This is a genomic window from Sphingobacterium sp. UBA2610, from assembly GCF_002339225.1.
GTDB lineage: Bacteria > Bacteroidota > Bacteroidia > Sphingobacteriales > Sphingobacteriaceae > Sphingobacterium > Sphingobacterium multivorum.
Window position 1 is genome coordinate 32,992 of the sequence record NZ_DDKA01000020.1, and the last position, 26,745, is coordinate 59,736.

Annotated in this window: 15 protein-coding genes; 1 reads left to right on the forward strand and 14 read right to left on the reverse strand. The window is 41.8% G+C overall.

All coding sequences use genetic code 11. The annotated features are described in order from the left end of the window. Nucleotides 1–30: 30 nt before the first annotated feature. Nucleotides 31–573 (reverse strand): RNA polymerase sigma factor, encoded by a 543-nt coding sequence (locus B4Z47_RS14985; protein WP_159332797.1) that lies wholly within the window; start codon nucleotides 571–573, stop codon nucleotides 31–33. 382 nt (nucleotides 574–955) lie between these two features. On the opposite strand from B4Z47_RS14985, the gene B4Z47_RS14990 reads away from it, so the two are divergent. After that, entirely contained in the window at nucleotides 956–1,297 is a 342-nt protein-coding gene (locus tag B4Z47_RS14990) for a hypothetical protein (protein WP_070566365.1), read from the forward strand. Nucleotides 1,298–1,524: 227 nt separating this feature from the next. Here B4Z47_RS14990 and B4Z47_RS14995 read toward each other — a convergent pair whose 3' ends face one another. From B4Z47_RS14995 to B4Z47_RS15055, 13 genes are all read right to left on the reverse strand, one after another. After that, a complete protein-coding gene (locus tag B4Z47_RS14995) occupies nucleotides 1,525–3,087 on the reverse strand; it encodes a DUF4832 domain-containing protein (protein WP_254667712.1) in 1,563 nt (520 codons plus the stop codon). Nucleotides 3,088–3,131: 44 nt separating this feature from the next. After that, nucleotides 3,132–4,346 (reverse strand): SusE domain-containing protein, encoded by a 1,215-nt coding sequence (locus B4Z47_RS15000; protein WP_070566367.1) that lies wholly within the window; start codon nucleotides 4,344–4,346, stop codon nucleotides 3,132–3,134. A 122-nt stretch (nucleotides 4,347–4,468) separates the two neighbouring features. After that, nucleotides 4,469–6,109, reverse strand: a complete 1,641-nt coding sequence (locus B4Z47_RS15005) for a RagB/SusD family nutrient uptake outer membrane protein (RefSeq protein WP_070566410.1) — start codon at nucleotides 6,107–6,109, stop codon at nucleotides 4,469–4,471. A gap of 17 nt (nucleotides 6,110–6,126) precedes the next feature. After that, complete coding sequence (locus B4Z47_RS15010) at nucleotides 6,127–9,123, reverse strand: SusC/RagA family TonB-linked outer membrane protein (RefSeq protein WP_070566370.1); 2,997 nt, start codon at nucleotides 9,121–9,123, stop codon at nucleotides 6,127–6,129. Between the two features lie 283 nt (nucleotides 9,124–9,406). Beyond that, nucleotides 9,407–10,573, reverse strand: a complete 1,167-nt coding sequence (locus B4Z47_RS15015; RefSeq protein WP_070566372.1) for a glycosyl hydrolase family 28 protein — start codon at nucleotides 10,571–10,573, stop codon at nucleotides 9,407–9,409. 141 nt (nucleotides 10,574–10,714) lie between these two features. Then, nucleotides 10,715–14,779, reverse strand: coding sequence for a hybrid sensor histidine kinase/response regulator transcription factor (locus B4Z47_RS15020; RefSeq protein WP_286709357.1), 4,065 nt, complete (start codon nucleotides 14,777–14,779; stop codon nucleotides 10,715–10,717). A 199-nt stretch (nucleotides 14,780–14,978) separates the two neighbouring features. Next, nucleotides 14,979–15,749, reverse strand: coding sequence for a hypothetical protein (locus B4Z47_RS15025; protein WP_115049816.1), 771 nt, complete (start codon nucleotides 15,747–15,749; stop codon nucleotides 14,979–14,981). 13 nt (nucleotides 15,750–15,762) lie between these two features. After that, nucleotides 15,763–18,498: a sugar-binding domain-containing protein gene (locus tag B4Z47_RS15030; RefSeq protein WP_159332794.1), complete on the reverse strand. Its 2,736-nt coding sequence runs from the start codon at nucleotides 18,496–18,498 to the stop codon at nucleotides 15,763–15,765. 128 nt (nucleotides 18,499–18,626) lie between these two features. Then, on the reverse strand, nucleotides 18,627–20,414 hold the full coding sequence (locus B4Z47_RS15035) for a glycoside hydrolase family 2 protein (protein ID WP_286727466.1): 1,788 nt from the start codon (nucleotides 20,412–20,414) through the stop codon (nucleotides 18,627–18,629). Nucleotides 20,415–20,442: 28 nt separating this feature from the next. Next, nucleotides 20,443–21,831 carry a DUF4832 domain-containing protein gene (locus B4Z47_RS15040; RefSeq protein ID WP_201639625.1) on the reverse strand — a complete coding sequence of 463 codons (1,389 nt, stop codon included), beginning with the start codon at nucleotides 21,829–21,831 and terminating at the stop codon, nucleotides 20,443–20,445. A gap of 644 nt (nucleotides 21,832–22,475) precedes the next feature. After that, on the reverse strand, nucleotides 22,476–25,028 hold the full coding sequence (locus B4Z47_RS15045) for a tetratricopeptide repeat protein (protein WP_115049812.1): 2,553 nt from the start codon (nucleotides 25,026–25,028) through the stop codon (nucleotides 22,476–22,478). A gap of 228 nt (nucleotides 25,029–25,256) precedes the next feature. Beyond that, nucleotides 25,257–25,706, reverse strand: coding sequence for a nuclear transport factor 2 family protein (locus tag B4Z47_RS15050; protein ID WP_115049810.1), 450 nt, complete (start codon nucleotides 25,704–25,706; stop codon nucleotides 25,257–25,259). A 355-nt stretch (nucleotides 25,707–26,061) separates the two neighbouring features. Then, nucleotides 26,062–26,697, reverse strand: coding sequence for a hypothetical protein (locus B4Z47_RS15055; RefSeq protein WP_115049808.1), 636 nt, complete (start codon nucleotides 26,695–26,697; stop codon nucleotides 26,062–26,064). Nucleotides 26,698–26,745: the final 48 nt, after the last annotated feature.

Consider the following 26,745-nt stretch of genomic DNA (forward strand, 5'->3'; position numbering starts at 1 on the left):
TACAGGAAAAGAGGTGGCAACCCGAGTTGCTTAGAAAAAAAAGATGGACAGGATTTTATCCAGCTTGAACCGGACAAATTTTGAGGCGAGACTGAGGTGATTACGCACGGTATTTTTGGAGAGCCCTTCTTCATCGGCAATTTCCTGATAAGATTGATCTTCAAACTTGCTCCGCCGGTAAACTGCCTGCTGCTGTGGAGGCAATTGTGCAATAATAGATTCTAAGATGACCTGTAGCTCTTTGCCATCCAATTCTTCCTGGAGCGAAAAAGAACTTTCAGGCCAACTGTGCTGAAGCGACTGCAGATAGTTGGATCGGACCAGCGATTTACGGAAATTGGATATGGCCATTCTCTTTGAAATAGCAAATAGAAAGGGAAAAATGGCTTCCGGACCGGAGAGCTGCATTCTTTTTAAATAAAATTCAATAAAAACTTCCTGTGTGACCTCCTCCGCATCACTGTCACTTTTGCAGAGTTGTCTGACTTTAAAATAAATAATCGGCTGATAATAATTGAACACAATACCAAAAATAGACTGATCTCCAGCTTGTAATAAGAGAAAATCGTCCATTGATATGGAAATATGTTTCAGTCCAACGATCATGAATTCGGTATATTTAATTGATGCAAATTAACCTAACAGATGTTAATTTCATATAAAATTAACATTAATATCCATAATTACGAGCTCAGTCGCCTTATAAAAAAACAGAGCTGTCCAAGTAGATTGGATCGCTATTATTACATGAAGTAAGGCTATTGAAGTTACTTGACCAACTAGCTCTCGATTTTACCGGATAAACTAATATCGAATAAGTCAGCGCGAATAATAGATAAACCCTCGCGAATACCAATCGTTTACGTCAGTCAATTTCCATGTCCTTATTTTTATTAATAGATAATTACAACATGCTCAAAAGGCATATATGGTTTAACAAAAAAACTTAAAAACAATGAAAAAGTTATTGATGAGTCTGATAGCCGTAGCTGCGCTATCGACAGCGGCTTTTGCAGGCACGGAGACAAAAGCACCAAAAGAAAATGCAGAAGTAAAAACAAGTACTTCCGCAGCAACTGAAAACACAAACAAAGTTGAAGTTGCCGAATTAACAAAGGAAAACAATGCAAAGTTTTTAACAAAGTGTGTTTATACGCTAACTGTCTACAATAGTAGTGGCCAAGTGATTGACACTTTCACTTCGCAAACCTATGTCGAAAATTCCTGTTCAGGATTCTTCGACAACTGCAGAACAATTTACAGACATATGCTTGCCCATGGTGAATTAGGAATATAGTCTGCAAATTATATTTCATTCGAATTATAATTGCTAAAACATAGCGGGGCTTAGGCCTCGCTATGTAGTCATGCGTTGATGTCGGCCTATTCCAAAAGATTTATCAATGCTTACCTTCTTTGACATGTGTGCAATTTCAGCTGCTTACATGCAATTCAAAAATCCTTAATGGAAAACAGCTACCAATCAATCATTTGATAGCTGTTTCTAACAATCTCTGCTTAATTTTATTGTACCTGCACCTTCAATAGTTTTAACCATCCGGTATTGGTCACATCACCATTTACGGCAAGTTTTATGCCCGGCTGGTTTTCATTTGAGGTATCGATAATAGCAATGGCCCAAGTATAGTTTCCAGCGGGAAGGCCAACCTTGGCTTTTAATTCGTACGCTATTGGATTATTCTTAAGCCAGGTTGAAGGTTCTCCTTTATCATCTACAAAAACTTCTTTCACCTTATTTTCTTCATCCAGCAGTGCAAAAGCTACCTTATATTTATAGTTCCATTGGGGAATATTGTTCGGAAAATACCCCCAGCCCATATTCCGCCAGCGATGGTTAATCGTCGTTTCGGTACCGGTATTGACTTTCTCCGGTAAATAGACCCGATCGGGATATAAACGATAACCACCTTCAGAAATAAAACGTTGGCATAATGTAAAGGACTTGGTGAACCAGCTTTCAATTTCACCGATACGGAAATCCATCATGTTTACAGCGGCTTCCAAAGAGCTGTCAAATTCGCCCTGCCGAACATCTTCGGGATGGTTTTCCCTATATTTACCACTTGAGTCAGTCCAGTAGCGATGGGTACCTGTGGTAATCCAACCGCCTTCCATAATAATCGGACGTTTAAAATTCCAAACCTTAGCAAAATTTTTCTCCCAGCTTTGATAATAATCGGTCATTCCAAAGGCATCCTGACGCAGGCTGTATCCTTTGCTGATCATCTTATTCAACAACTTCTCCGAATTCGGATTTGGAGCTCCATTGCCCGCTGGGTCGCCAACTACGCGATGATAATTGATTAGCAAGGGGACCTTTGTAAAATTCTTTGAATAAACATCCGAAATCCAATCGACGACTTCTTCTTTGATGGCCTCAATATTTTGACCAGAGGGGTTATTGGGATCTTCATATATTACACTGTGCCCCTCGCCCCACAATCCGAGTCCATAGGCATCTACAAAGGATGTTTTATTTAAATCATTAAAATCCTTAGCTAATTCTTCGATCAGCTTGCTATAATATTTCCTAAAAACAGGGTCTTGCAGCACCGGCGTTTTTCTGTCCGGAAAAGATGCATTGGCCACATAATACTTGGCGCCTGCATCAAAAACAAACTGCGGCGTATTTGCTCCTTGATCGCGACCGTCGACCACGATACGAAAGGCGATTGGCAATCCTTTATCTTGTGCCCCTTTGATCATTTTATAGATTGCGGTGCTGGGATCCCTCCAGGCATATACGCCATCTACAGGATTAAAAGTTCGCCAGCTGGTACGGATATAACAGGCAGATGCATAGTCAATTGCTTTGACCGTTTTACCTAAGTCAGGTACATAGAATTGGGTGTCCCAATAAGAGGGATTGCCCGAAGCTGAGGCATACATGACCCAACCATTTAAAGGGTTACGAAACATGGCACTCCTGTTGTAACTGGGCTTCACCAAGGTGCCCGACAGTGCTCTTTCAGTATCGGCGCCTTCTTTCTTACATGACACTGCTAGAAAGCAAAGCATAACAGTAAATGCTTTGAAACAGGCTTTTTTGTAATTTATATTTTTCACTTTCAAAAATGTTAAAGTTAATTTATGCGTTTGGATACGGTTGCTTACCGTTTTAACGCCAGAATCGTCATATTTCTTAAATCAAAAATCAGCACATTGGTCGTCGCCGGGATAGTGAAATAAGAATTGCGATTTGCACTCGAATTGCCCCCGCCCAGTTCAGTTACTTTTCCCAGAGTGAGCGTCAAGGTCTGGGCCACCCCCGCAGACGTGAGCGGAGCACTAAATGCGTAAGCCAGGTTTTTGTTATTACTGTTATCTCCAGTCACGATAAACTTCGTAGTCCCTACTTTACCACCGGTATAAACCAAAACTTGCGGATCGGCCAAACTTACTTGGCAATCCATTTTAACCGGAGTTCCCCAGCCATTGATACTTCCGTGCATCCATAAATCTGTCACCGTTGTCGTATAAGGTTGATCACCTGTCCAGGTCACGGTCTTTGCTGCAAGCATTTTTGTCGGTGAATAGATTGTTGCTGTGGCCTTTTGCATGTTGACCACGACACGGTATTCTCCAGCAGTTTCTATTTTCCAGGAGAACACACGTTCCCTCATCTTAATACCAACAGCATTCCCATCGCTTAATGAGGTGCTTCCATCGGAAGTAACGACGTAATTGGTCTCACCGTTAAATTCTACCGGAATTTCGAGTTCGCCCGGCTGCAAATTCAAGACATAGGCATACTGATCCAAATTTTCCAGTGTTTTTGGCATCTCCACCTTGTTTCCGCCAACGGCACTTCCGCTCAAGAACACTTTATCGGCATCAAAAACAACCGCCTTGATCGGATTTACTGTAATTCTTACGGTACGTACTTCGGGTGCCTCAAAAGTAGCACCGCCCTCCCATTGGGCGACCACTCTAAACTCCAGCGTAAAGCTCTTATTTGCGGGTATGCCCCACTTTTCGTTTGCCCAATTTTGCAATTGCTCGGAAGTAAAGCTTCTGCTGAATACATTATCGTCTTCATAATTGAATATGGCTGTACCAGTCCCAAAATTATTTCCCACCACATCCAACATGGTACTGTAACTGACCAAATGATCATCTAACTGCGCCCTGGCGGGCTTCCAGTTAAATGTGACAATATCTTTGGTCAAATTGACCTCGTCCAACGTAATGTTTTCCGACGAAGGCTGAAGGGCCATCGTTTCATTGACTTTGGGTATATCCTGAATTTCCTGTTTGCAGGATAACTGGCAAAGTACCATGCTTAAGAAAAATAAGGTTTTGTATAAATAATTGATGATTTTCATTGATTTATATTTTTGCTAACGTTTGGATAGAATCATGCGCCTGACTGGCGTCGCTGCTGTTTGTTATCGGGTTGGGAAGCTGCCGAAAATTCAAATGCTATTCGTACAGCTTCCCGCTACCATTAATTATAACCTGGGTTCTGCGGGAACGGCGCCCCTGTATTGGCATCCCTGATCACCTGTGGAATAGGCCATAAGATATTGTTGTCCGTAATTTTATCCCTTATCGCGTTATTATACTTTTTAACACGCTCTACCAAGGTATTAGTGCGCACCAAGGTAAACCTTCTGCTTTCTTCGCCAACTAATTCGCGGATACGCTCATCGAGCAGGAAATCCATATTCATCTGTGCGCCCGTGATTTCGGATGCTCCGGCTCTTTTCCGCACCTCGTTGACGGCTTGCGCGGCTTTATCTGGCATATTTTGTCCCAAATAGGCTTCAGCAAGCAACAGATAGGTTTCAGCCAAACGGAATTTCATACGATCTTTATAACTACCGGTCAAACTTAAATTTTCAGTACGTCCGTAAAAGAATTTTGTAATCGCTGGAAATAAGCTTTTTGTCGTAAACCAGGTCTGCTCGGTAATATTGGCTTTTTTACCGTATAGCGAGGTCTCATTCGCGTTGTTGTAGTACCAGTTGCGTTTAATGTTATAACCTGAATTACGGATATCATTTGCTTCGAAAATACCAGCGACATTGCCTGTAGCATTGGTACCTGTAGTACCTACCCACCACTTCATAGGCACTAATTGTGCGATACCACGACCGCCCAAGGTGTCAGCCAAAACAAATCCCGTAATGGTCGAGTAATTGGGTATCCAAGCCCGGCGGGTCCAGTCATCTGAATTGGTACCACCGCCGATCGTGTTAAACTGGAACTGCAATACCCAGATACTTTCTTTATTGCCGCTTTTTCTATTTTGATTATTTTCCAGAAATAAATCGCTGAATACATCGCCTGGTTTGCTGCTATTCACGCCGTATCTGTTTTTCATCAGGTTATAATAACCGCTATTGATGACCGCCAATGCGGCTTTTTCGGCTTCGGCATGATTGCCCTGCAGCAGATAGATCTCGCTCAGTAAGTGGCTCGCTGCCCATTTGGTCAGCTTTCCTTCTTTGACGCCGTCTGGATTGGTAGGCAGGTTATCCACGGCAAACTTCAGGTCGTCTACCATATGTCCAATAACTTCAGCTTTTGGTGTGCGTGTAAAATTAAGCTGAAAATCATACAAAATGGTTTCTACATAAGGTACATCGCCGTAGAGATAAACCAAGGTGCGGTAAGCATAAGCCCGAAAGAAGCGGGCTTCAGCCTGGAAGCGTGCTTTATCTTCCGGCGTATCCCAATTGGTATTTTTTTCGGAATAAACCAGCATCAGGTTTGCCGATGAAATGAGGTTGTAAGCCCAGTTCCAGTAAGTACCCACAAAACGCTCGGAAGCAGTAAGTGTAAGGTTTGCAAAAGCCGTCAAAGAGCCATCGCTATTAATGGCATCGGCGATATCTGTAGAGACCTGTAAGGCTTCGTATGGACAGGCACCATTGTGAATAAAAGCACCACCTTCGCCATAGGTATTGTATTCTGAACGGGTGAGCGTATATAGACCAGCGCTCCCCACCTCGAAACCGTAGGTGCTGGTATAGGTATTGGAGGGGGCCAGTTCAGTTTTCAGTTCTTCCTCCAGAAACTTCTTACAGCCTCCTAAGGTGAACAATACGATAAGTCCCAAACTTGTTGTGATAATATTTTTCATTTTCATGTCCTATTCGATTAGAAGTTTACATTTAAGCCAAACATGTACGATCGTGCTGTTGGATAAGAGGCCATCCAGCTGTTGTCGTAATTGAGTACCTCCCTGATATTAGAAATCGTATGGAGATTGTTGACGCTGACATTTACATCAATACCATTTACACCTACCTTTTTAGCAATTTTGTGTGGCAACTTATAGCCAAAGGTGATGTTCTTCACCTGTACGTAGCTCACCTTTTTATAATAGCCGTGTCCCAATGGATTGAGATAGCCCGGCGAAACGATCGTCGCATTAGGATTCTCCGGCGTCCAATAATTGGCATCGTGTACATAGTTGGTAATTCCAAAAGTCCAAGCACCTAGATTGGCCATGTGATCATCGCGCCATACATCAAAAACACCGGTCACTAAAGCTGATGCATAAAAATTTTTGTAAGCAAACCGGTTGGCTAAAGAAGCAGTGTAGCGTGGGTTTTTAGACCCGATGACTACCCGATCACTGGCTTCTATTTTTCCATTGCCATCGCGATCGTACAATTTAGCGGCTCCGGGAGCTGCCCCATCAACAGTAATGGCTTCACCATTCTGCCATACACCGATCATTTTATAATCGTAGAACACTCTCAATGGCTGACCAATAAACCAGTTATTGGCAATATCATCGATACCATCCCCTCTTAACTCGACAATTTTATCGCGGTTTAAGGAAAACACGGCGGTCGTATTCCATTGAAAATTTTCTCCTTTAACGTTCGTCGAGTTTAAGGTGACCTCAATACCTTTATTTTGGGTAGCGCCGATATTGTCCCAAATTCGGTTATAGCCATTCATGATAGGTACAGTACGGGTCATCAGTAAATCTTTCGTTTTAGAGAGATAAGCATCAATAGTACCGCCCAATCTATTATTAAACAACTGAAAGTCAAGCCCCAGGTTGGTCGAATAGGTGGTTTCCCATTTCAGATTAGGGTTCCCCACACCATCACCGGCCAAATAGGCTGTCGTAACGGCAGTACCATCATCGCCCCAGATATATTTTACATTGGAATATAGGCGGTCTAAGGTGCGGTAGGGTGTAATCGCCTGGTTACCGTTGGCACCGTAAGAAAGACGGATTTTCAGCATGTCCAGCCATTTGACGTTATCTTTCAGAAAACGCTCTTCTCCAATTTGCCATGCTGCCGCTGCCACAGGGAAGAATGCGTATTTATTGTTGATACCAAATACCGAGGCTCCGTCTGTACGTCCTGTCAAGGTTAATAGATATTTACCTTTGTAGGCATAATTTATCCTGCCCATATACGACAGCATAGCTGATTCTGACAACGAAGCACTATTGGAAACTAGACGGCTGGCCGAACCGATCATAAAGTATTCGGTGTCATCGGTTACAAAACCAGCTCCGCTCTGGGCTGTTGACCAGCTTTTCGTTTTTTGCATACTGAATAAACCCGTCACATCAAAACGATGATCGCCAATCTGCCGCTCGTATTTGAGCAGATTTTCCCAGGTATAATCGTTATAGTTGGAATTGTTAATGGAAGCACTACCTCCGGCTTGCGTACCTTGATCCCGGCCTTCAAAGGTGTTGCGCCCGTAATAGGTTCCTGTAAATCCGTTCCGATAATTATAACCAAAATTTGATCGTAAGGAAAGCCCCTCCACCGGCAGCAAAATATTAGCATAGCCCGAAAGAAAGAAGTTGTTATTATACCTATCCTGAATCGCATTGACGTTGCGCATCGGATTGACGATCAATGAATACTCCATGGGCTCGGGCACATACTTCCCCGATTCGTCTTTATAGCTTCCATAAGGACTTTGTTTTATGGCATGTTCCAAATTTGGCGTAATACCACCGTCGCTTTTTCGGGTATATTGCAGGCCAACGCCAGTGGTTAACCATTTATTAAAAGTCTGGTCCACATTGGTGGTTATATTTAAACGGGACAACTTAGAATTGTATACCACACCCTCTTGATCCAAAGCTGCAAGGGCAGCCATATATTTTGTATTCTCTGTACCACCTGAAATGCTCAGCTGATGATCCATGGTCATGGCTTTTCGAAAGACGTAATCCTGCCAATTGTTCGTAATGCCTTTCGCATAATTACCGCGTTCTGTTACGCTAATAATATCCCCGGCGATAGGATCCAATAGCGCTCCAGTATAGCCTTGCCTAATTCGGGCAATATCTTGTTGAAAGCGGATATATTCATTTGGCCCCATGACATTGATGCGTTGCATAGGCTCGGCCATGCCGATCAAACCTTTATAGTTTACCTGAGCTCTACCCAACGCCCCCCGTTTTGTTTGTATCAGAATAACCCCATTGGCCGCACGCGAACCGTAGATAGCCGAAGCGGAGGCATCTTTTAAGATCGAAAGGTTTTCGACGTTGTTAGGATCGATATCTGCCAGGGATCCGCTGTAGGGAATACCATCTAAAATAATCAATGGACTATTGTTGGCCGATATCGAATTTTCACCCCGTATCAACAGGGTCTGTGACGCTCCGGGTGCAGCTTCTCCGGTCGTAATGGAGAAACCGGCCACCTGCCCCACCAAGCGATCCATCAGATTTGAGGTAGATACCATGCTTAACTGCTCTTTTCCGACCACGGCCAAACCTCCCGTTAAATCTTTCTTCTTGGCTGTACCGTACCCTACGACCACAACCTGATCCAGGACATTATTTCCTGACATCTTCACATTGATGATTCCTGATGGATTGACCTCTAATTCCTGGCTATTGAAACCGATGTAGGTAAAAAGTAGCGTAGCCCTGCGTGGCGCCAGAATGGTATAACGGCCATTTGCATCTGTCTGAACACCGGTTTTCGCCCCTTTAATCATGACCGAAACACCTTTAAGGCCTTCTCCTGCATCATTGGTGACCTGACCTTTGACATTTATTTGATCTGTTGCTTGCGAATAAGCATAATTAGTCGCCACCACCGATAGGGTAGCACTCATTATCCAGCTCCTGAGCCAGATATGTATCTTTTGTATCATTGATTTATAATGGTTAGTTTAAAATTTACTTGCGTTCTTTACTTTCCCTTTCTCGTAAAGAATATGAGTTTAAAATAGGTCAGTTCGGATTACCCTGCGTGAGCCTAATCACGTGGTCGGGAGGAATTTTCATACACATATTTTGCTTTTTTAAAATTGGTTAAGACAAAACTATTATCATCACCAATTCGTAGGGTTCGTTTTTGTACGAAAATGGTTTGATTTTGTACAAAAGGCAAAAACATGTGTTTTTCGCTGTAAAATGGAGGTTAGAAGCGCTTTATTATTCGTTTTTTATACACATTAGATGATCTAGGATAACGGTATCGCTTGGTTGCACATCGATAGCTTCACCCTGACCTTTATATATGATATCGCGGAAACTGGCCTGCGAGATACCTTTGGCTTTTATCGGTTGATGACTGATTAAATTTCGTACAAATAAGCCCTGCACATGCTCGCCATACTCGACCACCAAACCTTGTTGTGCTAGCGGACTGATGACCATATTCTCGATAAAAACATGACTTATACGGAGCTTACCCACAGGCATAATCCGTATGGATCGGTGTGAAATTGAATAGAAGTCCTGCCAGTTCTGGAGATAAATAGTTGAAATGTTGTCGATTTCGCCCCGATATATCGAACCACTGACTACATTGACATTTTCTTCGCCTGCTCCCACCCCGGTGTCTGTTAATCCTATATTAATAAAGTCGTCACCACTTTTACCTTTGCAATTTGCAATAAGAATATTTTTACAGCCAAAACGTACGCCCATGCCGTCTTGATTCAAAATCTGTTTGTCTACTCCATCAACAGTGACGGCCTGCCTTACGTTAAAAGTAATATCGCTTACCTTACCGTTTGTACAGCGTTCCAATACCAGTCCATGCCCATGATAATCCTTTAATGTAATGCCGCTAACCTCAAATACATCAGTGTGAGCCAATATAATGGCGTGGTTCCGCCATCCACCTTTTTGGTTCTCTTCGGGCTTACCTGCATCTGTACCATAAGATTGTCCAAATCCGCTGGGATTTAAGGACAAGATTTTATTATGGTCACCGGTAGCTCTGGGATGATCAGCTCCTTCTAAAAGAACATTTCCTTTTCCGATAATCTTGATATTCTTTGTGGGTGCTATATCTTTAATTGCCAACCCTGCATTTGCCGAACGAATAAAATTATCCCGGCATTTATCCGATAGCTTCATGGTACAGTTATTCAATTCAAGTTCAAAATCGCCCGGAAGCAAAATGGCCTGATCGATGAGCCAGACACTTTTTTTCGTTACCGCATCGTATTTAGGGATCACTACTTTCCTAGTCGACTTTTTTGCTTCATTTATGGCTTTTTGTATACGTTCTGACTGGGAACCACTTTTGTATTTATTGGGGCTGATCGAAGTCTCATCTACCTTTTGGGCGACAGCCGCTGTCAGATACATTACGTTAAACAAGCAAAAGCAATATGTAAGCAGAAGCGTTTTTCTAAAAATTGTCATTTTCATGATCGTTAGGATTTCAAAAATATAGAATTGCCTTCCTCCTATCTGAAAGGGTAAATCGGTAAACTATTGGCTGTATTTTTATTTCTTTCCACTGGAAACCTTTTTCTTAAACTCTGAAGGGCTCAGTTCAAACTGTTTTTTGAAACAGACGCTAAAGTATTTGGCATTGTTAAACCCGGTTTGGTAAGCAACTTCAGCTATCGTCAAATCCGATTTTTCTAACAGATAAGCACTTCTTTTCAGTCGCATATTCAAAATAAATTCTTTGATAGACATTCCCACAATATCATGTATTTTTTGATAGAGAATGGTTCTGCCTACGTTCATATCAGCCACAAAATCTTCTACGGAATAACTGGCATTGTCAATATTTTCTTCAATGACCTGAATGGCCTTAATCAGCAGTTCCTCGTCCATGGAGGTAACGGTTACATTGGAGGGATCTACCTGAACGTGTTTGCTGTATTTTTCTTTTAGTTCCCGCTGATTTCTTAGAATGGTTTCCGTCTGTTGCAACAGATAGTCGACATGAAACGGTTTATCAATAAACACATTGGCGCCATATTCCAATGCTTTTATTTTATGCTGGTTGTCATCTCCCGTACCCGAAATCATAATAATAGGAATATGGCTAGTCTTAAAATTTTGTCTAAGGCTACGGCATACTTCCAAGCCATTGCGATTTGGCATGATCAAATCGGTAATAATAAGTTGCGGATAAATTTTTTCGGCTTTAATTAAGCCTTCTTCCCCATCACTCGCCGTGTACACATTATATTTTTCGGCCAGACGCTGCTCCAGGTAAACACGCAGCTGTTGGTCATCTTCAATGAGCAGGATATTATCTGTCTTTTTTATAGGGATCGATCTTGTTTCTGGGGCTGCAGTATCCTGCATGATAATATCGTCGATTTCAGAAACGGTATAATCATAAACGTTAGGCTGCATATCGCCTGCCCCGGCCTGTTTTCTTAACGGTAGTGAAATGGTAAATGAAATTTTATCGGTCTTATTGACCATCCATATTTTACCCTCCAGCACATCTACCAGTTCTTTCACAATGGCAAGTCCAAGTCCTGAACTTTCTTCAAAAGTTGGCCGATGAGAAGATAAGCGGTTGAAAGAAGTGTAAAGCATCGCGATCTGTTCTTCAGAAAAACAATCACCGGTATTTATAACTTCAATGGAGATGTATTCGATTTCCGTCGGATTTAACGAAGGAAACCGTTCTTTTTCTTCTGCTGTTGCGCTATAGATACGTACGCCCACATACCCATTATCTGGTGTATATTTTAGGGCATTGGAAAACAGATTAGTCAATATTTTTTCGATAACATCGTAATCAAAGGCAACATATAAATTGTCCTTGTACGCGGAAATATTGGTTTCAACACCTTTTTTATTGGCATAGAGCTCAAATAAGCTAAATAGATCCCTTACAAAATTGATAAAATCACCAACCTGCGGATTGAGTGTAATTTTTTGGCTTTCTATTTCGCGAAAGCGCAGCAATTGGCTAATCATCCGCTGTATTCTGGATACATTTTTCTCTATTAAATCCATGTATACCAAAGCGGTATCATTGGCCACAATAGTGTCTTTGAGTTGTTTAAGCGGCTGTAAAACCAAGGTTAGCGGTGTTTTTAAATCGTGTGAGATATTGGTAAAGAAGTCGGTACGCGCCTGGTTCAGCTCTTGCATATTCTGTTCTTTTAAACGCTCGAGTGCTAATCGCTCTTTAAACACTCTTTTATTGCTGTAATATCTCATTATGAAAAAGAGCAGAGCAGAAACAAGTGCTGCATAGCAGCAATAAGCCCACCACGACAAGAAAAATGGTGGATCGACATGAATATATAATCGTGAAATTTGATCGCCCCATAGCCCATCATTGTTGGAAGCCTTGATTTCAAAGGTATAATCTCCGCCTGGAAGATTGAGAAACTGTACAGATTTCTGATTGGCATGACTGATTTGCCAGTCTTCACCAAGCCCCAACATCCGGTAAGCGAACTGGTTTTTCTCTGCGGATAGATAACTATTTGCCGAAAACTTAATTTCTACATTAGACTGGCTACTGGAGAGTCTTATCTTGTCTTCTTTTCGATTGGAAAGACTACCAATGTCTTTCGTTAAAACTGATGAGCCATCCGCTGGTTTCACGAGTTTATTGTTGACCAGAAATCCTGTAAAAAACACTTTCGGTTTTTGAAGATTTTTATTGAGGTACGCCGGATCGAAAAGTAGAAATCCATTGGTACCACCAAACAGCATTTCACCCCTGGAAGTTTTGTAAGCGGCATGAATATAAAATGAACCAATGTTATTTTCCTGATAAAATCTCGCTTTCTCAAATTTACTGGACTTCCAGTTGAAACAAAAAAGACCATCACTGGTACTTAACCAGATATTTTTCGTGGCAACATCTTCTAGTATGCCAAATACCATTTTCGCCGGAAATCCGTTATTTACACTATAGTTGACATATGTCCCATCTCTTCTGAGTACATTTACGCCTTTACCCAATGTTCCCAACCACACTTCGCCATTTGAAGTCGCTGTATAACTACACAGGTAATTTGCTGAATAGGAAGCATCTTTGAGCACGTAGTGCTTCAATACCTTTAAGGTATGGGGATTTACAACAAAAAATCCTTGATGGCTAATTAAACAGAGCTGATCTTGGTTATTCACATATAATGCTTCGACTTCGAGTTCCATTTTTTTGCCCTGCGCATTAAGGACGCTCACCATCTCTATAGAACCCTGAGGCTTTCTTCGATATAAAAATGATTTATCGGGATCTGTCATCCACCAGGTGCCTTCCTTATCGTTTACAAAATCATAAACGGTGAGTGGTTGCTGGCTCTCCGGAGAGCGGAAATTGAAACTGCTGAAATGCTGATTGTCTACATCATAACTGCCAATACCGCCGTTATAGGCTGAAATCAACAGTTTTTTGCTCATTCGGTCAAATTTCAGGCGTTTAATCATATGGGGACTTAACGAACTACCCTGCGATTTTTCTAGGGGGGTAAACTGATCCTTTTTTCTATTCCAGTAATTCAAGCTTCCCCCCTCGGTACCGATCCATATGTTTCCCAGATGATCTTCCTGAAAACTACTGACTATGGGGTGATTGAGTCCCCCTGGGCTGGGCTTGAAGTAACGAACTCGGGAATCGTAAAGCGAGCAATAAGCTATTTTACCACCGTAAGTACCTATCCAGGCCCCTTGGTCCGGGTCTGGATAAATCGTCCATATCGAGTTATTAGGTAATGAATAGGCATCGTTCAGGTTCATCCGTAAGGCACTGCTACTTTCAGTCGCGGGATCATAAAAAAATAATCCGGCCTGTGTAGCCACCCAGATTATGCCGGTTTGGTCCAGATAAAGTTTTTTGGTTAAAACAGATGAATTTCCCGCTACGCTTACCGGGATCTTCTGTTTTAAGGTACCTGTCAAATCCGTTACATGGATTCCCCCTCGCTGTGTTAAAAAGTAATATAAGCCCCGATACGCAACCGCATCGTTCACCTGATTTGTCGTACTACCAAAATCCGCAAACTGGATTAAGCGTTTTTTCGTCATTTCAACTTGATACACAACAGCGCCTTGGCTTAGAAACACGTGATCTTTAGCACTCAATATATTTTGGAAAGACTTGTTTTTGGGCAATAAAAAGCTTTCTGTCAGTTTATTTTGCGGATTATAGCGTAGTATGCTATTGTCTGACAGCATGTAAACCTGACCATCGCTATGTACACAAAGCGAACGGATCATTCCGGGAACCACGACATGAAAAGAAAACCGTTCGTAATCGAATTTTAATAAGCCTTGCCCAGAAGCTAGAAACAGATTTCCCTTTTTATCCCGAATTAAAGAACCATAACCCCATTTTTGTGCTGGTTTGATCGCAGAGGCGATATCATTTAACTGATAAAAACTGTTGCCATCGTACATGAAGAGCGCATCGGGTCCCGTGTACCAAATACGCCCTAAACTATCTTTTGCGATGCTCTGTATACCGCCATAATAAGAAGTTTCGGGCATCAAATGAAATCTATACCTCGAAAGATCGATACCGAGAACACATTGCCCCCAAAAAATGAGGAAACAAATTATCAGACTGTATTTATTCATTTACCGATGCTATTAAAGCTGTTTAAATTTCAATCCAAGATTTACGCGTGCCAGTTACAAACAAAATACCTGAAGCTAATTGTTGATCAGTGGTTCTATAAACTTCGATTATCATACTATTAGGCAAAGAGCTTCGTCGAAATTCTGGCCTTAGCTCTTTTTCAGCTGTTCAGCTCCATGCGAAGCCAACAGTACCAATTTACTTAAAAACAGGCGTTGGGGACAAACTTATCTTCTTTTGCTGATTATTTTTGAGTTCGAAGATTACAAGTTCATTTTTTCCGGGTATTAAATCCGCCGAAGGAATTAATATCGACTGCTGTTTTTCCTCCTCCCAGTAAGATCCCAAATATTTTTTATTTAACCAGACCTCGCCCATTCCCCATCCTGTCATATTAAGATACTTGTTTCCGGACAGATTGTGTTCGAACTGACCTTTGTAAAAACCGGGGCTGTCATTAGCTGGTCTTTGTTCAAAAACCAAATCCTTGAGTGGATAATTACGCACCGTTAAGGGAATCATTTTCCAGTCTTGAAGGTCGTTTCCATCTAAAGTAATGGTGCCAAATAGCCCTTTTGAATTATCTGTAATTTCTGGTCCGTAAGTGATCCGACCAATATTCTCGACATAAAGTTGAAGCAAGTGTTTGCCTGGATTTGCTTTGATGGCTAGTTTTTTACTCTTATCTGTCAGGCTACCCTGCACCTTACCGTCGACATAGACCACGGCATAATCGCGTACGTTTTCCAATTCCAGCTCTTCGCTTTCGGCATCAGTGTTTATCTCGGTCTGATAAAGTACATAGCCCGATTCGATGTCCAAATCATTAAAAGATAATGCATTTCCTGCCTCGACAGTCTTATTATAGACCTGGTTTACGGATGCTTTCTCTTCTAACATAATTTCCTGTGCTATGAGGATCTGACCCCAAAGAAAAGTCATCATAGACAATATCATTGTTCTTATCATCGTTTAATCCTTTTTATTTCTCTAAAAATGACTGAATAAAGGTCTCTTCTACGGCCACTTGCGGCGAGAATTTCTCACTTTTTACATAATTATCGATACTGTACAACAATTGTTGGGTAGCGGGACGGTTATCCATATCATTTTTGGTATCCAATGCCAATACTAGCAGTTTCCCGCCGTTCATTTTGGCTTCGAAACCAATACCCAATTTCTGGTTGTTGTCGTAACTGTCGATGACCTGTATAAAGGGACGCAGTTGTTGTGGTGCATGTTGCATTTCGATTACTTTTGCATGGTTTAGGATATCCCACCATTGCCAATCGGTATGGTATGAAGTAAGAAAATCCTTAAACATGGCCTGTTTATGATGGACCAGGTTGCCGATGGTCATCGGTGCCCATGCAAACATAATGGGATTCCAAAAATGATTGTGAAACATTGATTTTCGACCCTTTACCTGGTCTGGCGAAGGATAAAAAACCACGGTTTTGCCCTGGGCCAACTGCCTTTTTGCAACATCATCGTAGACATCGGTGTACAACACATTTGCTGTAGATTGCATCAGATGTTGATGCTTTGGATATACCCAAATGTCCCAGCTATTCTTAATGCTATCGTTCACCGCAAGATGAACCGTAAATTTTTGGGTGCCGATGTTTTTCAGGGAAATCTCAAATTCGCCTACCGGCGATACATTTTCGTTGGCAATGGTTTGCTTTTTCAGCGTTCCCTTTTTCAATACGTTACCAGCGGTATCAGTCAACCACCATTTAATTTTCGCATTTTCAAGTGCAGAATTGCTAAAGTTATATACCTCGGCTTTACCCTTAAATGTTTCTGTGTTGAAAAAACTGCTTTTGTTATAGCGTAGTAGAGCGACTGTTGGCGCGCAAAACTCCCTGAATTTTTCTGCCGTAACCAATCCTTTCGAATCCCAAAAAGGATCGAATATCCCCACGGGTGCGTAACCTTGTCCCGGAAAGTCGTTCATCGACAAAAGCTGAAATCCGGCAGATTTACCCGATCGTAACAGGGCTTCAATCACGGCTTTGTACTCCAGCACGGTCAGCGCACCAGATGCTCTGAAGAAATCCTTTGCCTGGTCCAGCATGCCATTTTTTTGCAATAAATCGCTAAATACTTCAAAATTACGGGCCTCTACGGGGCTGTTGGCATATTTCTTTATTTCATCAAAATTTGGATAGATACAACGTTGTCCCGACTCATGTGAAATGACGGGCACATCTACATCAGACTCCGCATTCTTGTCCCAATCAGCACCCGGTTGACCTTCGTAAACCTTTACAGCCCCTTTGTTGGTTTGCTGGGACACGTAATATTGATCTGATTTAACTCTTGTCCGTGCAGTAGAACCGCTATAAAGATGACGAGGATCAGCTTTTCTGCCTTCGGCGGTAAGTTCCTCAATAAAGTCGAAGTTCCCTGTAATTTCATTGCCGTTGCAGTACAGAACAAACGAAGGATGGTTGCCGTATTCTTTCAAAATAGCTTTAATTTCACGGCGGAAGAAGTTATATCTGGCCTCATCGGGTTCGGCGTCTTTCCCCCACATAGGCATTTCCACTTCAAAATATATCCCATGTTTGTCTGCCATGCGAAAGGCCGCCGCCGGGGGGCACCAAGAATGGAAACGTAAATGGTTCATGCCGTAGTCCTTCATCAGTATCATAATGCGTTCCCAAGAGGCATCATCGAGCGGAGCATGCCCTGTTTTTGGGAACACTGCATTTTCAACATTGCCTCTTAAATGGATCGGATGATTATTGAGCAGGACATGGTTTTTTCCTTGTTTTACTTCACGCATACCAAAGGTGGTCGCTTTTTCATGCTGGTAACTATTTTTACCGTCGGAAGTATTCAGCTGGCAGTTAATCCGATAAATATTTGGGTTAAACTCATCCCACAGTTTAATCTGTTTACCTAAGGGAATTTTTGTCTCTATATACGTGACCGAATCGGTACTTAACAAAGCAATTTCATTTTTAAGACTGTAGTTTGTTCCGTCGATAGCAAAGGAAACCTTTCCCTTTACCTTTTTTTTTGTTACATTATTGATCCGTAATTTTACTTTTATGGACTGATCGTTGATATTTGGGTATACCTGAAGGTCTTCCACATAAACCGGATCTATGGCCAGCAGTTTCATTTCTCCCAAGATACCGTTCCAGTTAATCTGCGTAAATTCAGTATGTGCATGGTTCCATTTATGTGTATTGTACTGAAATCGGTTATCGATACAAATGGTAATACGATGCTTTTTTCCGGGTTTTAAGGAAGTACTCAGATCGTGATTGTGAGGCACACTCACATAATCGATGCTGCTAACTTCCTTGGTATCTACGAAAATTGAACTTAACCAGTGGGTGCGCTCAAAATATAGGAATATTTTTTTTCCCTTCCAGTCAGCAGGAATATCGATATCGCGTTGGTACCATGCCGGCCCCATGTATTCGTATTTTCGGGTCAGACGGTCAATATATTTATAAGGATTTTGATATCCTATCTGATAATCGTCGGTAATACCCGGAAGTTTAATTGTTCCTTGTAAACCGTGATTATAGCGGGGAGACAGGGAGCCCCTTCGAAAATCCATCACGTCAGTTTGGAAGCCCCAAGTACCCGATAAATCGATGACATCTTGCGCCTTTAAAAAGGTTGCTTGCACTAGAAACCCCAGTAGGCATATTATTTTAACGTATTTGTATATACTTATCTTGTATTCGTCCATTTTATATTTCGATTATTTATGTACTTTCATTCTCTTCACCAACCTATTCTGTGCGCGCCAGGCCGAATAGCCTTTGTCAGTGTGAAATTGTCTTTAAGGGCTGTTTTCGAAGCGCTAAGATTGAAGTTCTATTTATTCTCATAATAATTCTTCATTAGATACCAGGCTTTTTTGCGATAGCCTTGATCCGACACCAGTCCTTTTCGGTTCCAGCCATCTTGATTGGTCGGATGAAAACGGAAAGGCGAACGGAAATCAAATAGCACCCAGGGTGAAGTTCCGCGCAGGTTTGGGATATGCTTAAACATTTCGAGGTTGTTTTTGTATAAAGTCTCTTGGTAATCTTCACTCCATGAACTGACGACATCCTTTTCGCCCGTTTTGCCATACAACGCCTCGCCTCCAAATTCAGAAATAATTAAAGGCTGGCCTTTTGCCACATCCCATACTGCTTTATTAGGAGAAACTGGCCAGGAATGGTACCAGCCTAAATATTTGTTGACAGCTACGACGTCCAATTCTTTCGTAAAAGGATCATCCATAACAAAGGTTTCCTTCTCCTTATTGAAACGAACAAGATCAAAAGCAGCGGTTATAAGCCTGGTCGTGTCAACGGCTCTGCATGTAGCAATCAAATGCCTGATAAAAGCATTTCTAGGCTCGGACGGTTGGGTTTCATTGGCTACCCCCCAAAAAGCGAGTGCGCAACGATTTTTGTCTCGAGCAACCATTTCCCGCATCATTTTACCGGCTTTATCTTTGGTCGATTCATTTTCAAAATCGATGCCCTGCCATATGGGAATTTCTTCCCACAACAAGAAACCCATTTTTTCGGCCGTTCTCACGATGTATTCATTTTGTGGATAATGCGCCAAACGAATCATATTACAGCCCAAAGCTTTCGCTTCTGAAAGCAGCATCACTGCATCTGCCTGTGAAAAAGCACGACCTTTGCGCTGAGGTATTTCCTCATGAAATGAAATGGACTTGAGAAAAATAGCTTCGTCATTCAGGAAGATATCTTCCCCTTTTACCCAAATATTGCGAAAACCTATTTCCTCTTCTATTTGATCGTCGCGCGTTGAAATCTTCACGTTATACAGTTTGGGTGCAGTAGGCGACCAACGTTTGATTTTTCTCGATAGGAATGAAGTTTTTACTTCCCCCTGAGCATCTGTTTTAAGCGTTTGTTTTAGTTGTAGTTCCGGTATTTCAATAGTTACCGAGGAATTGGCCATCGTTTCCGAAAGTTTGACCTTCGCATTGATTTTATCGGCTTTGGTTTTGTCCAATTGCACAAAATAATCATCGATAAAAACTTTTGGCGTGCTGACCAAAAAGACATCTCGGGTAATACCGCCATAGTTCCACCAATCAAAGGCCATTGCCGGAATGGCATCAACCTGCCGGCTATTATTTACCTCAACTGCCAAAAAATTATCGTTTTCTTTAGCTGCATCCGTTATTTCAATCTGAAAGGGAGTAAAACCACCTTCATGTTGTGCAATCTCTTGTCCATTGAGATAGATGCGACAACGGTAATTTACAGCAGCAAAATATAAGAACAGCCTTTCGTTACTTTCTTTCAATACATCGAACTTGCGGCCATACCAGATGGTACCTTCGTAATATTTAAGTTCAGGCATTTGACTGTTCCAATCCGAAGGTACATTTAAACGGAGACCATTCTCGAAAGCGTATTCATAAAAATCAGTCTTATTTTCGGCCTTTTTATTCAGATAGATTTGGTTTTTTCTTCCCTGGTCGTATAAGTCTACAATAGCGTCCCACTTTCCATTTAATGATTGAGTTCGCCTACCATACACATTGGCCATATTCTGCTGAGCAACAAGGTTGGAGGTTATCAGGCTAAAAAAAAGGGACAATATCAAAGATAGATTGATCAGCTTTATCATAATAGGTGTTAATTGTTTATAAAATTTTCTATTTTACCTGCAATGCCGAAAGCTTTGTCCAACCCTGAGCCGTCAAATCTCCATCAAGGGCAAGTTGAATTGCCGGCTTATTTTCCTTGGTTGTATCAACAATGGCGACTGCCCAGCTATATATTCCTGCAGGTAGATCTACTTTTGCATTTATTTTATAACTTGCAGCAGCACCTTTCAACCAAGCAGACGGTTCACTCTGAAGATCTACAAAAATCTTTCTAACATTCCCTTTGGCATCTAACAGTGCAAAAGCAACTTTATATTTGTAGTTCCATTGTGGAATATTATTAGGAAAATAGCCCCAGCCCATATTCTGCCAACGATGGGAGATTTGCGCTATCTTTCCCGACTTGATATCTTGAGGGAGATTGATTTGGTCTGGATATACACGGTACCCCCCTTCTGTAATAAACCGTTGAACCAGATCAAAGGACTTAAACCAGGATTCAGTTTCTCCCCCCGCTCTAAAGTCCATCATATTGACATGGGCTTCGGCCGACAGGTCGAACTCTCCTTTTCTAACATCCTCATCATGACCTTCTCTATATTTTCCACTCGGGTCTATCCAATAACGGTGCTTACCTGGAGCAATAATCCAGCCCCCTTCCATAATGATAGGACGCTTAAAATTCCATTTCCTGGCAAAATCCTTTTCCCAATTCTGGTAATAGCCAGTCATGCCAAAAGCATCTTGGCGCAAGCTATAACCTTTATCAATAGCTTTATCCAACAAGCGTTCACTGTTCGGGTTGACTGCTCCCCAACTTTCGGGATGACCTACAAGACGATGGTAGTTGATAACCAAAGGAACTTTTGTGAATGTGTTGGCATATAAACTGGTCACCCAGTCCAAGGTTTCTTCCTTTATTTTTTCAGTACTTTCGGGCGTTGCCATTTTGGGATCTTCATAGACAACATAATGTGCTTCACCCCATTTTCCTAAGCCATAGGCATCAATAAAAGAGGTCTTTTCAGGATCATTAAATTCCTTGGCCAAAGCTGTGATAAATTTGGTGTAGTATTTTCTAAATACCGTATCCTGAGGATAAGGGGTTTGTCTATCGGGATGATTTTTATTTTCCAAATAATATTTGGCTCCAAGGTCGAACACAAATTTGGGTGTATTTTGCCCCTGGTCGCGGCCATCTACCACTATACGGAGCGCTATGGGCAACCCTCTCTTTTGCGCGCCTTTTAAGAGCTTTCCTATTCTGGAATTTGGATCATCCCAGGCATAAACGCCTTCACTGGGATTCAGAGAAGACCAGCTCGTGCGTACATAGCATGCCGAAGCATAATCGATGACCTTTACCTTTTTACCCAATGCTGGCACAAAATATTCGATATCCCAATACGAATCGTCGGCATTACGGGGAGCATACATTACCCAACCATTTAAAGGGTTGCGCAAGACTGAATGACCATCGTATTTTGGCTTTAATAAAATATACCCGGTGTTGCCCGAACCGCTTTTCCCTTTATTTTTTTGAGAAAAACCAAGCAATCCAGAAGTGCACAATAAAAGCGTTAAAAAAAAATTTATTATCCAATTTGAGAATAGCTGTTTGTTTATCATTTCGTTTTTGAACATATTTTCAAGTCTATTGGTTATTTTATTCCTGTTGTGCCAGCGACTTCTATAGTTTATCATTTAGTGTGCTGATTCAACAAAACTGATTTATTGGGATACGGTACAAAATTAGCCACGACAGGCTACCGCTATGGTATTGATTTGTTCAGAAATGGTTCGTTTTTGTACAAAAATTAGGATTTAATCCGCTATGAAGGACGATGTGAATAAAATCATTCACTTATGGAGACTAAGTGATAAAGAAACAGCTCTTCTTCTTGGATTTTATACCGTTTATAATTATTAGGGAGGTTTCTTATCAGATTTATAGCAGTCTACTTAATGTAAAAAGCCCGATTGTTCTCGGGCTTTTTAGGTTCATGTTCCATACGATCCTCTTCATTCGAAAGACATGAAAAATTCTATCACATCTGGCGTATGCCAAATTTTCAGAAGTATTACTTCAACTTCTGTAAGCGTTCTTTCGCTGCAGGCACGATATCATCGTTTTTGTCATAATTGTCAATCACACTTTTCAAGGTACTCTTCGCCTGGAAAGCATTGCCTTTGCGCGCATAGGCATCAGCAAGTACCAGGAAGCTCTTGGCAACCCAGTATTCTTGCGCTTCCCTATTGTTAATCACATCAAAGGCTGTTTCCAGCGCCTTATCATATTCCTTGTTATCGTACTGCAAAAGCGCTACGCGATACCGTGCTTCTGCGCCGATAGCCGATTGACTCTTCAGCGCAGCCAGGTTGAATTCTTTCATGGCAGACGCTACATTTTTCTCTTTCAACAAAGCTTTTCCACTGTACAAATGCGCTTTCGCTATTTCCTCCTCGGTTGCCCCGTTGTAATTTTTGACCAGACTCACATACTTAGCCATTTGCTCCATATCGCCGAGTTCGAAGTAACACACCATCAGGTTCGTTACCGCATAGCCATAGTTCTTTTTATATTCTTCGTTGAGCTCCAATTTTTTGAGGTGTACAATGGCCTCGTTGTATTCTTTAAGATCCAGATATAGCGCAGCAACCGTCAGCAAGGTATTCTCTGAATATTTACTCGTCCAGTCGTTCAGGATGATATTCAGATCATGCAGTGCTTCCTGTGGATGCCCGGTGCGGTACGAACTCACTCCACGGATATAACGGGCGAATTTTTCTTGTCTGGGTTTTGGAAATTTATCAAAATAGGCATTGATCGCTTCTACAGCCGCCCCATATTCTCCCCTGGCGAATAGCGACTGCGCCGCCTGGAAAGCCATGTTATCTAGCTCTGCGGGACTCAGATTACTGACATTGGTACCGACAGCATAACGGATATAGCTTGAAGCATCCCCTTGATCGAGGTAGATGTTTTCAATGAAACGCATGGCCTGCTCGGCTTCAGCAGTTCGGGTGTATTTCTCCACCACCTTCTGGAAAGTCGCTTTCGCCGCTTCGGGCTCATCATTGTTGTACTGCACGAGTCCTATGGTCATTAAGGCGCGGGGAATATAACTACTGCGAGGGTACTTTTCGACCATTGCCTGTAACCCTTCGATCGCACGGCTATAATCACCCATCGTGAAATAAGTATAGGGAATTTCAAAGGCCGCATCATCTGCATAGTTCGAAGATGGAAATTGTTTCAACACCGACCGCAGCGTACTGAGCTTGGTTTCATTGTCGCCTTGCAGACCAAATAAAACACCGCGCTGGAATAAGGCATAATCCTGATTGGGCGCTTTGCTGTTGATCAGCTGATCGTAGTATTTGTTGGCCCGGCCGTAATCGCGCAGACACAGATACGAATCGCCCAGACGTGCAATGACATCATAGCGTATATTTTGATCCACCGCATTTCCTCCAGCAGTCAGAAAGCGTTCAAAATAATTGGCTGCCAACTCAAAACGGTTGTTTCGGTAGGCCGCATAGGCCAGCCCATAATTTGCATAATTATACAGGTCGCTATTCCGAGCGACGGGCAGGCTTAGAAATTGGGAGAAGTTTTCTACGGCTTCACCAAATTTGCGCACTTCATACATGGCCTCTGCTTTCCAATAGGTCGCAAGAGCGGCCATTTCAGCATTGACCGGAAACTTTTCAGATCGCATAAACATGGATATGCTATTTTCGAAAGCACGCTCGTTATAAAACTCAAGTCCGCGGTAATAGGTGACCTTTTGATAGATCGCATTGACTTCCCGACCGCGCTCTTTTAACGATTCCAGCATACTAACACCAGCATGGAAGTTGGTGGTCCCACGTAGGATTTCAGCGGATAGTGTTTCGGCACTTTCCTTTCTTTTTGAACCCGGATCGACAGGTTGCACTTCCTGCTCGATATATTTCTCGAGGACTTTTTGTGCCGCTTGGGTGGAGTCCATTGCAAACAAGATTTTAGCATAGTTAAATAGCGCATCGGCTTTCACTTGCTGGTCTAAATCCAGTTTTGTCACTTTGACAAAAGCATTTCGTGCAGCTTGCTTATCGCCAGTCTCCAGAGCGATATGGCCCAATGTCATGATCGCCCCCTGATAAAAGGCATCCGAAGGTTTTATGGCCTCCAGCATACCGCTCGCTCTTTTGTATTCGCCAGCGCCATAAGCCAGATAGCTGATGCGATAATTATCGATATTACTTTGCGAAGCGTCTGGGTGCCGTTTCATCAATTCGTGATAATAGGCCTGTTTATATTTTTGCTGTGCTAAATAGGTGGCTGTGGCAATCTGGCGTAGCTCCGTCTCGATAGCATCGCGGTTGATATGCGTCATATCCGGACTGCGGCGCACCTTGACCGCATCGGCCAGCATAGGCCGGTAATCGCGTACGACATCAATGGAATCCATGGTTTGAACCTCTCCGCCGCCACCTTGCACACTATGTTGCTGTTGCTGTTGTTTTTCTTTCTTTTCTTTCTGTTGTTTCCCCACTTCCTGCGCATAACCTGTAACCAGCAAAGCCGAAAGCGTACCAGTAAACAGGTATTTCAGGTAATTGTGACCGATTCTTTCTTTCAATATCATTGTTCGTCCGTATTTCTGAATTGTTCCAAACGTTCCTTTGCCGAGGAGACATAGGGTTATCCCTAACTAGTGTATTCAAAACTAAAGAATTTCAAGCACATTCGGTAATTTACACCTCATAGTTGCTTCGTTTCAACGATTTAGAACAAAACACGCTATTGCATTGCTCTATCGGCAACTGAATTTATACAATAATGGAGCCAAGAAGAAAAAATAAAAGAGTGGTTCTTACTGATAGGAATGGACTGACTTGGATACCTGCCAACTGCCATTCTCATAAACTAAAGTCACTAGGTCAGTCATGCTAAAGCTGTCAAATTTCAATACAATTTTTGCAATCATATAATCTGTGGATTTTTCGACAATCTTGATATGCGTTTTACAGTTCAGAATTTCTCCCTGCTGTTTTTTTAAAGATTTAATCAAAGCCTGGCGTCCGTAGTAGGTCTGTATATTGGAAGCCTGAATCCTTTGGCTGAAATCTTCCGCAAATAATTGCTCTAAACCCACAGATTCTCCAGCCGTCGTTACAGCAACATAATGCTGCAAAGCGAAGTCTGCTGTGGAAAGATTAATGCTAATTTTTTCTGGTTTTGATGCTGACTTTTCAGCTGCCATGGCAACTGACGATAAGCAGATTAAAGCTGCTGCCGTGACTGTTTTTACGAATGCTTTCATACTATCTTTTTGTTCTATTGTGTTAGTCTATATACCCTTACTTGGGGATCCAAAACTAAAGTTCAATATATCTCTGGCCTATGGACTTTAGACCAACGGTATTTGAATATCGGTGAATGGCGGAAATGTAAAGGTGAATATAACAACCATCTTAGCTGCTGCATGCCAAATACTATACCAGTGGCTACAATAAGAACATTTGTGCCTCTCAGCACATTTAAAGGCATTTTCAAGATTCTTTACGAAAAAGAAAATGTGCGCATACGAACAGTTTCAAAATAGATTGTTCGCATACGCACACCGCATAAAAAGCCTAGCAAAAGATTAATGATTACTGTCTGCTGACCAAGTTGATTTATTTGCTTTTCTTTATCGGTGTATCGACTGATATTGCAAAAAAATCGTCAGGAAGTTCCCTTGCTTCTATCTTTTGAGCTACCGATTCCATTTTGAATTGCTCATTATCGACCACAATTTTCAATGGAACAGACTTGGCTTTTGATAAATAGTAGTTCCAGTTTCCATAACTATGCATCTGATACTTCGTAAAATCAACAGGGTACTTTGATGTGTAGAAATAGGTTGTCTGCCCACCTTGCGTCTTTAAAATCAAGGCATCACAATCTTCCCCCAATATTTTCTCTTTATTCTTAACGAGCTCATAACTTATAACTGCATCTGATTTCACATCGGCATCAAACCAATAAAGTGTGTCGGATCGGCTCGTCTTATTGTAAAGTCTATTGGTTTCACCAATATATAACTGCATTGTTATACCGACACCATTTGTGCACGATTTATAATTCCCCGATTTAATAAAATATTCTTGCTTATCACCTAGAAGAATCTTCATTTGTTCACTAGTGACGCTTGAATTCTTACTTTGAAAGCTATTTTGATAAATAATTTCGCCTTCAAATGCTTCTTGAGCATAGCCTTTCAATGTGACGGATAGCAATAATAAAAATAACAATAATCTATTTGTGTTCATTTGATATTAATAAGCTTTTTATGCTATAACTATTAAAGTGGGAACTTC

Bases quoted from the DNA above. Each gene is read 5' to 3' on its own strand.
- B4Z47_RS14985 (WP_159332797.1), bottom strand. From the start codon at position 573: ATGGACGATTTTCTCTTATTACAAGCTGGAGATCAGTCTATTTTTGGT.
- B4Z47_RS14990 (WP_070566365.1), top strand. From the start codon at position 956: ATGAAAAAGTTATTGATGAGTCTGATAGCCGTAGCTGCGCTATCGACA.
- B4Z47_RS15000 (WP_070566367.1), bottom strand. From the start codon at position 4,346: ATGAAAATCATCAATTATTTATACAAAACCTTATTTTTCTTAAGCATG.
- B4Z47_RS15005 (WP_070566410.1), bottom strand. From the start codon at position 6,109: ATGAAAAATATTATCACAACAAGTTTGGGACTTATCGTATTGTTCACC.
- B4Z47_RS15010 (WP_070566370.1), bottom strand. From the start codon at position 9,123: ATGATACAAAAGATACATATCTGGCTCAGGAGCTGGATAATGAGTGCT.
- B4Z47_RS15015 (WP_070566372.1), bottom strand. From the start codon at position 10,573: ATGTATCTGACAGCGGCTGTCGCCCAAAAGGTAGATGAGACTTCGATC.
- B4Z47_RS15020 (WP_286709357.1), bottom strand. From the start codon at position 14,779: ATGAATAAATACAGTCTGATAATTTGTTTCCTCATTTTTTGGGGGCAA.
- B4Z47_RS15025 (WP_115049816.1), bottom strand. From the start codon at position 15,749: ATGATAAGAACAATGATATTGTCTATGATGACTTTTCTTTGGGGTCAG.
- B4Z47_RS15030 (WP_159332794.1), bottom strand. From the start codon at position 18,498: ATGGACGAATACAAGATAAGTATATACAAATACGTTAAAATAATATGC.
- B4Z47_RS15035 (WP_286727466.1), bottom strand. From the start codon at position 20,414: ATGATAAAGCTGATCAATCTATCTTTGATATTGTCCCTTTTTTTTAGC.
- B4Z47_RS15040 (WP_201639625.1), bottom strand. From the start codon at position 21,831: ATGTATGCTCCCCGTAATGCCGACGATTCGTATTGGGATATCGAATAT.
- B4Z47_RS15045 (WP_115049812.1), bottom strand. From the start codon at position 25,028: ATGATATTGAAAGAAAGAATCGGTCACAATTACCTGAAATACCTGTTT.
- B4Z47_RS15050 (WP_115049810.1), bottom strand. From the start codon at position 25,706: ATGAAAGCATTCGTAAAAACAGTCACGGCAGCAGCTTTAATCTGCTTA.
- B4Z47_RS15055 (WP_115049808.1), bottom strand. From the start codon at position 26,697: ATGAACACAAATAGATTATTGTTATTTTTATTATTGCTATCCGTCACA.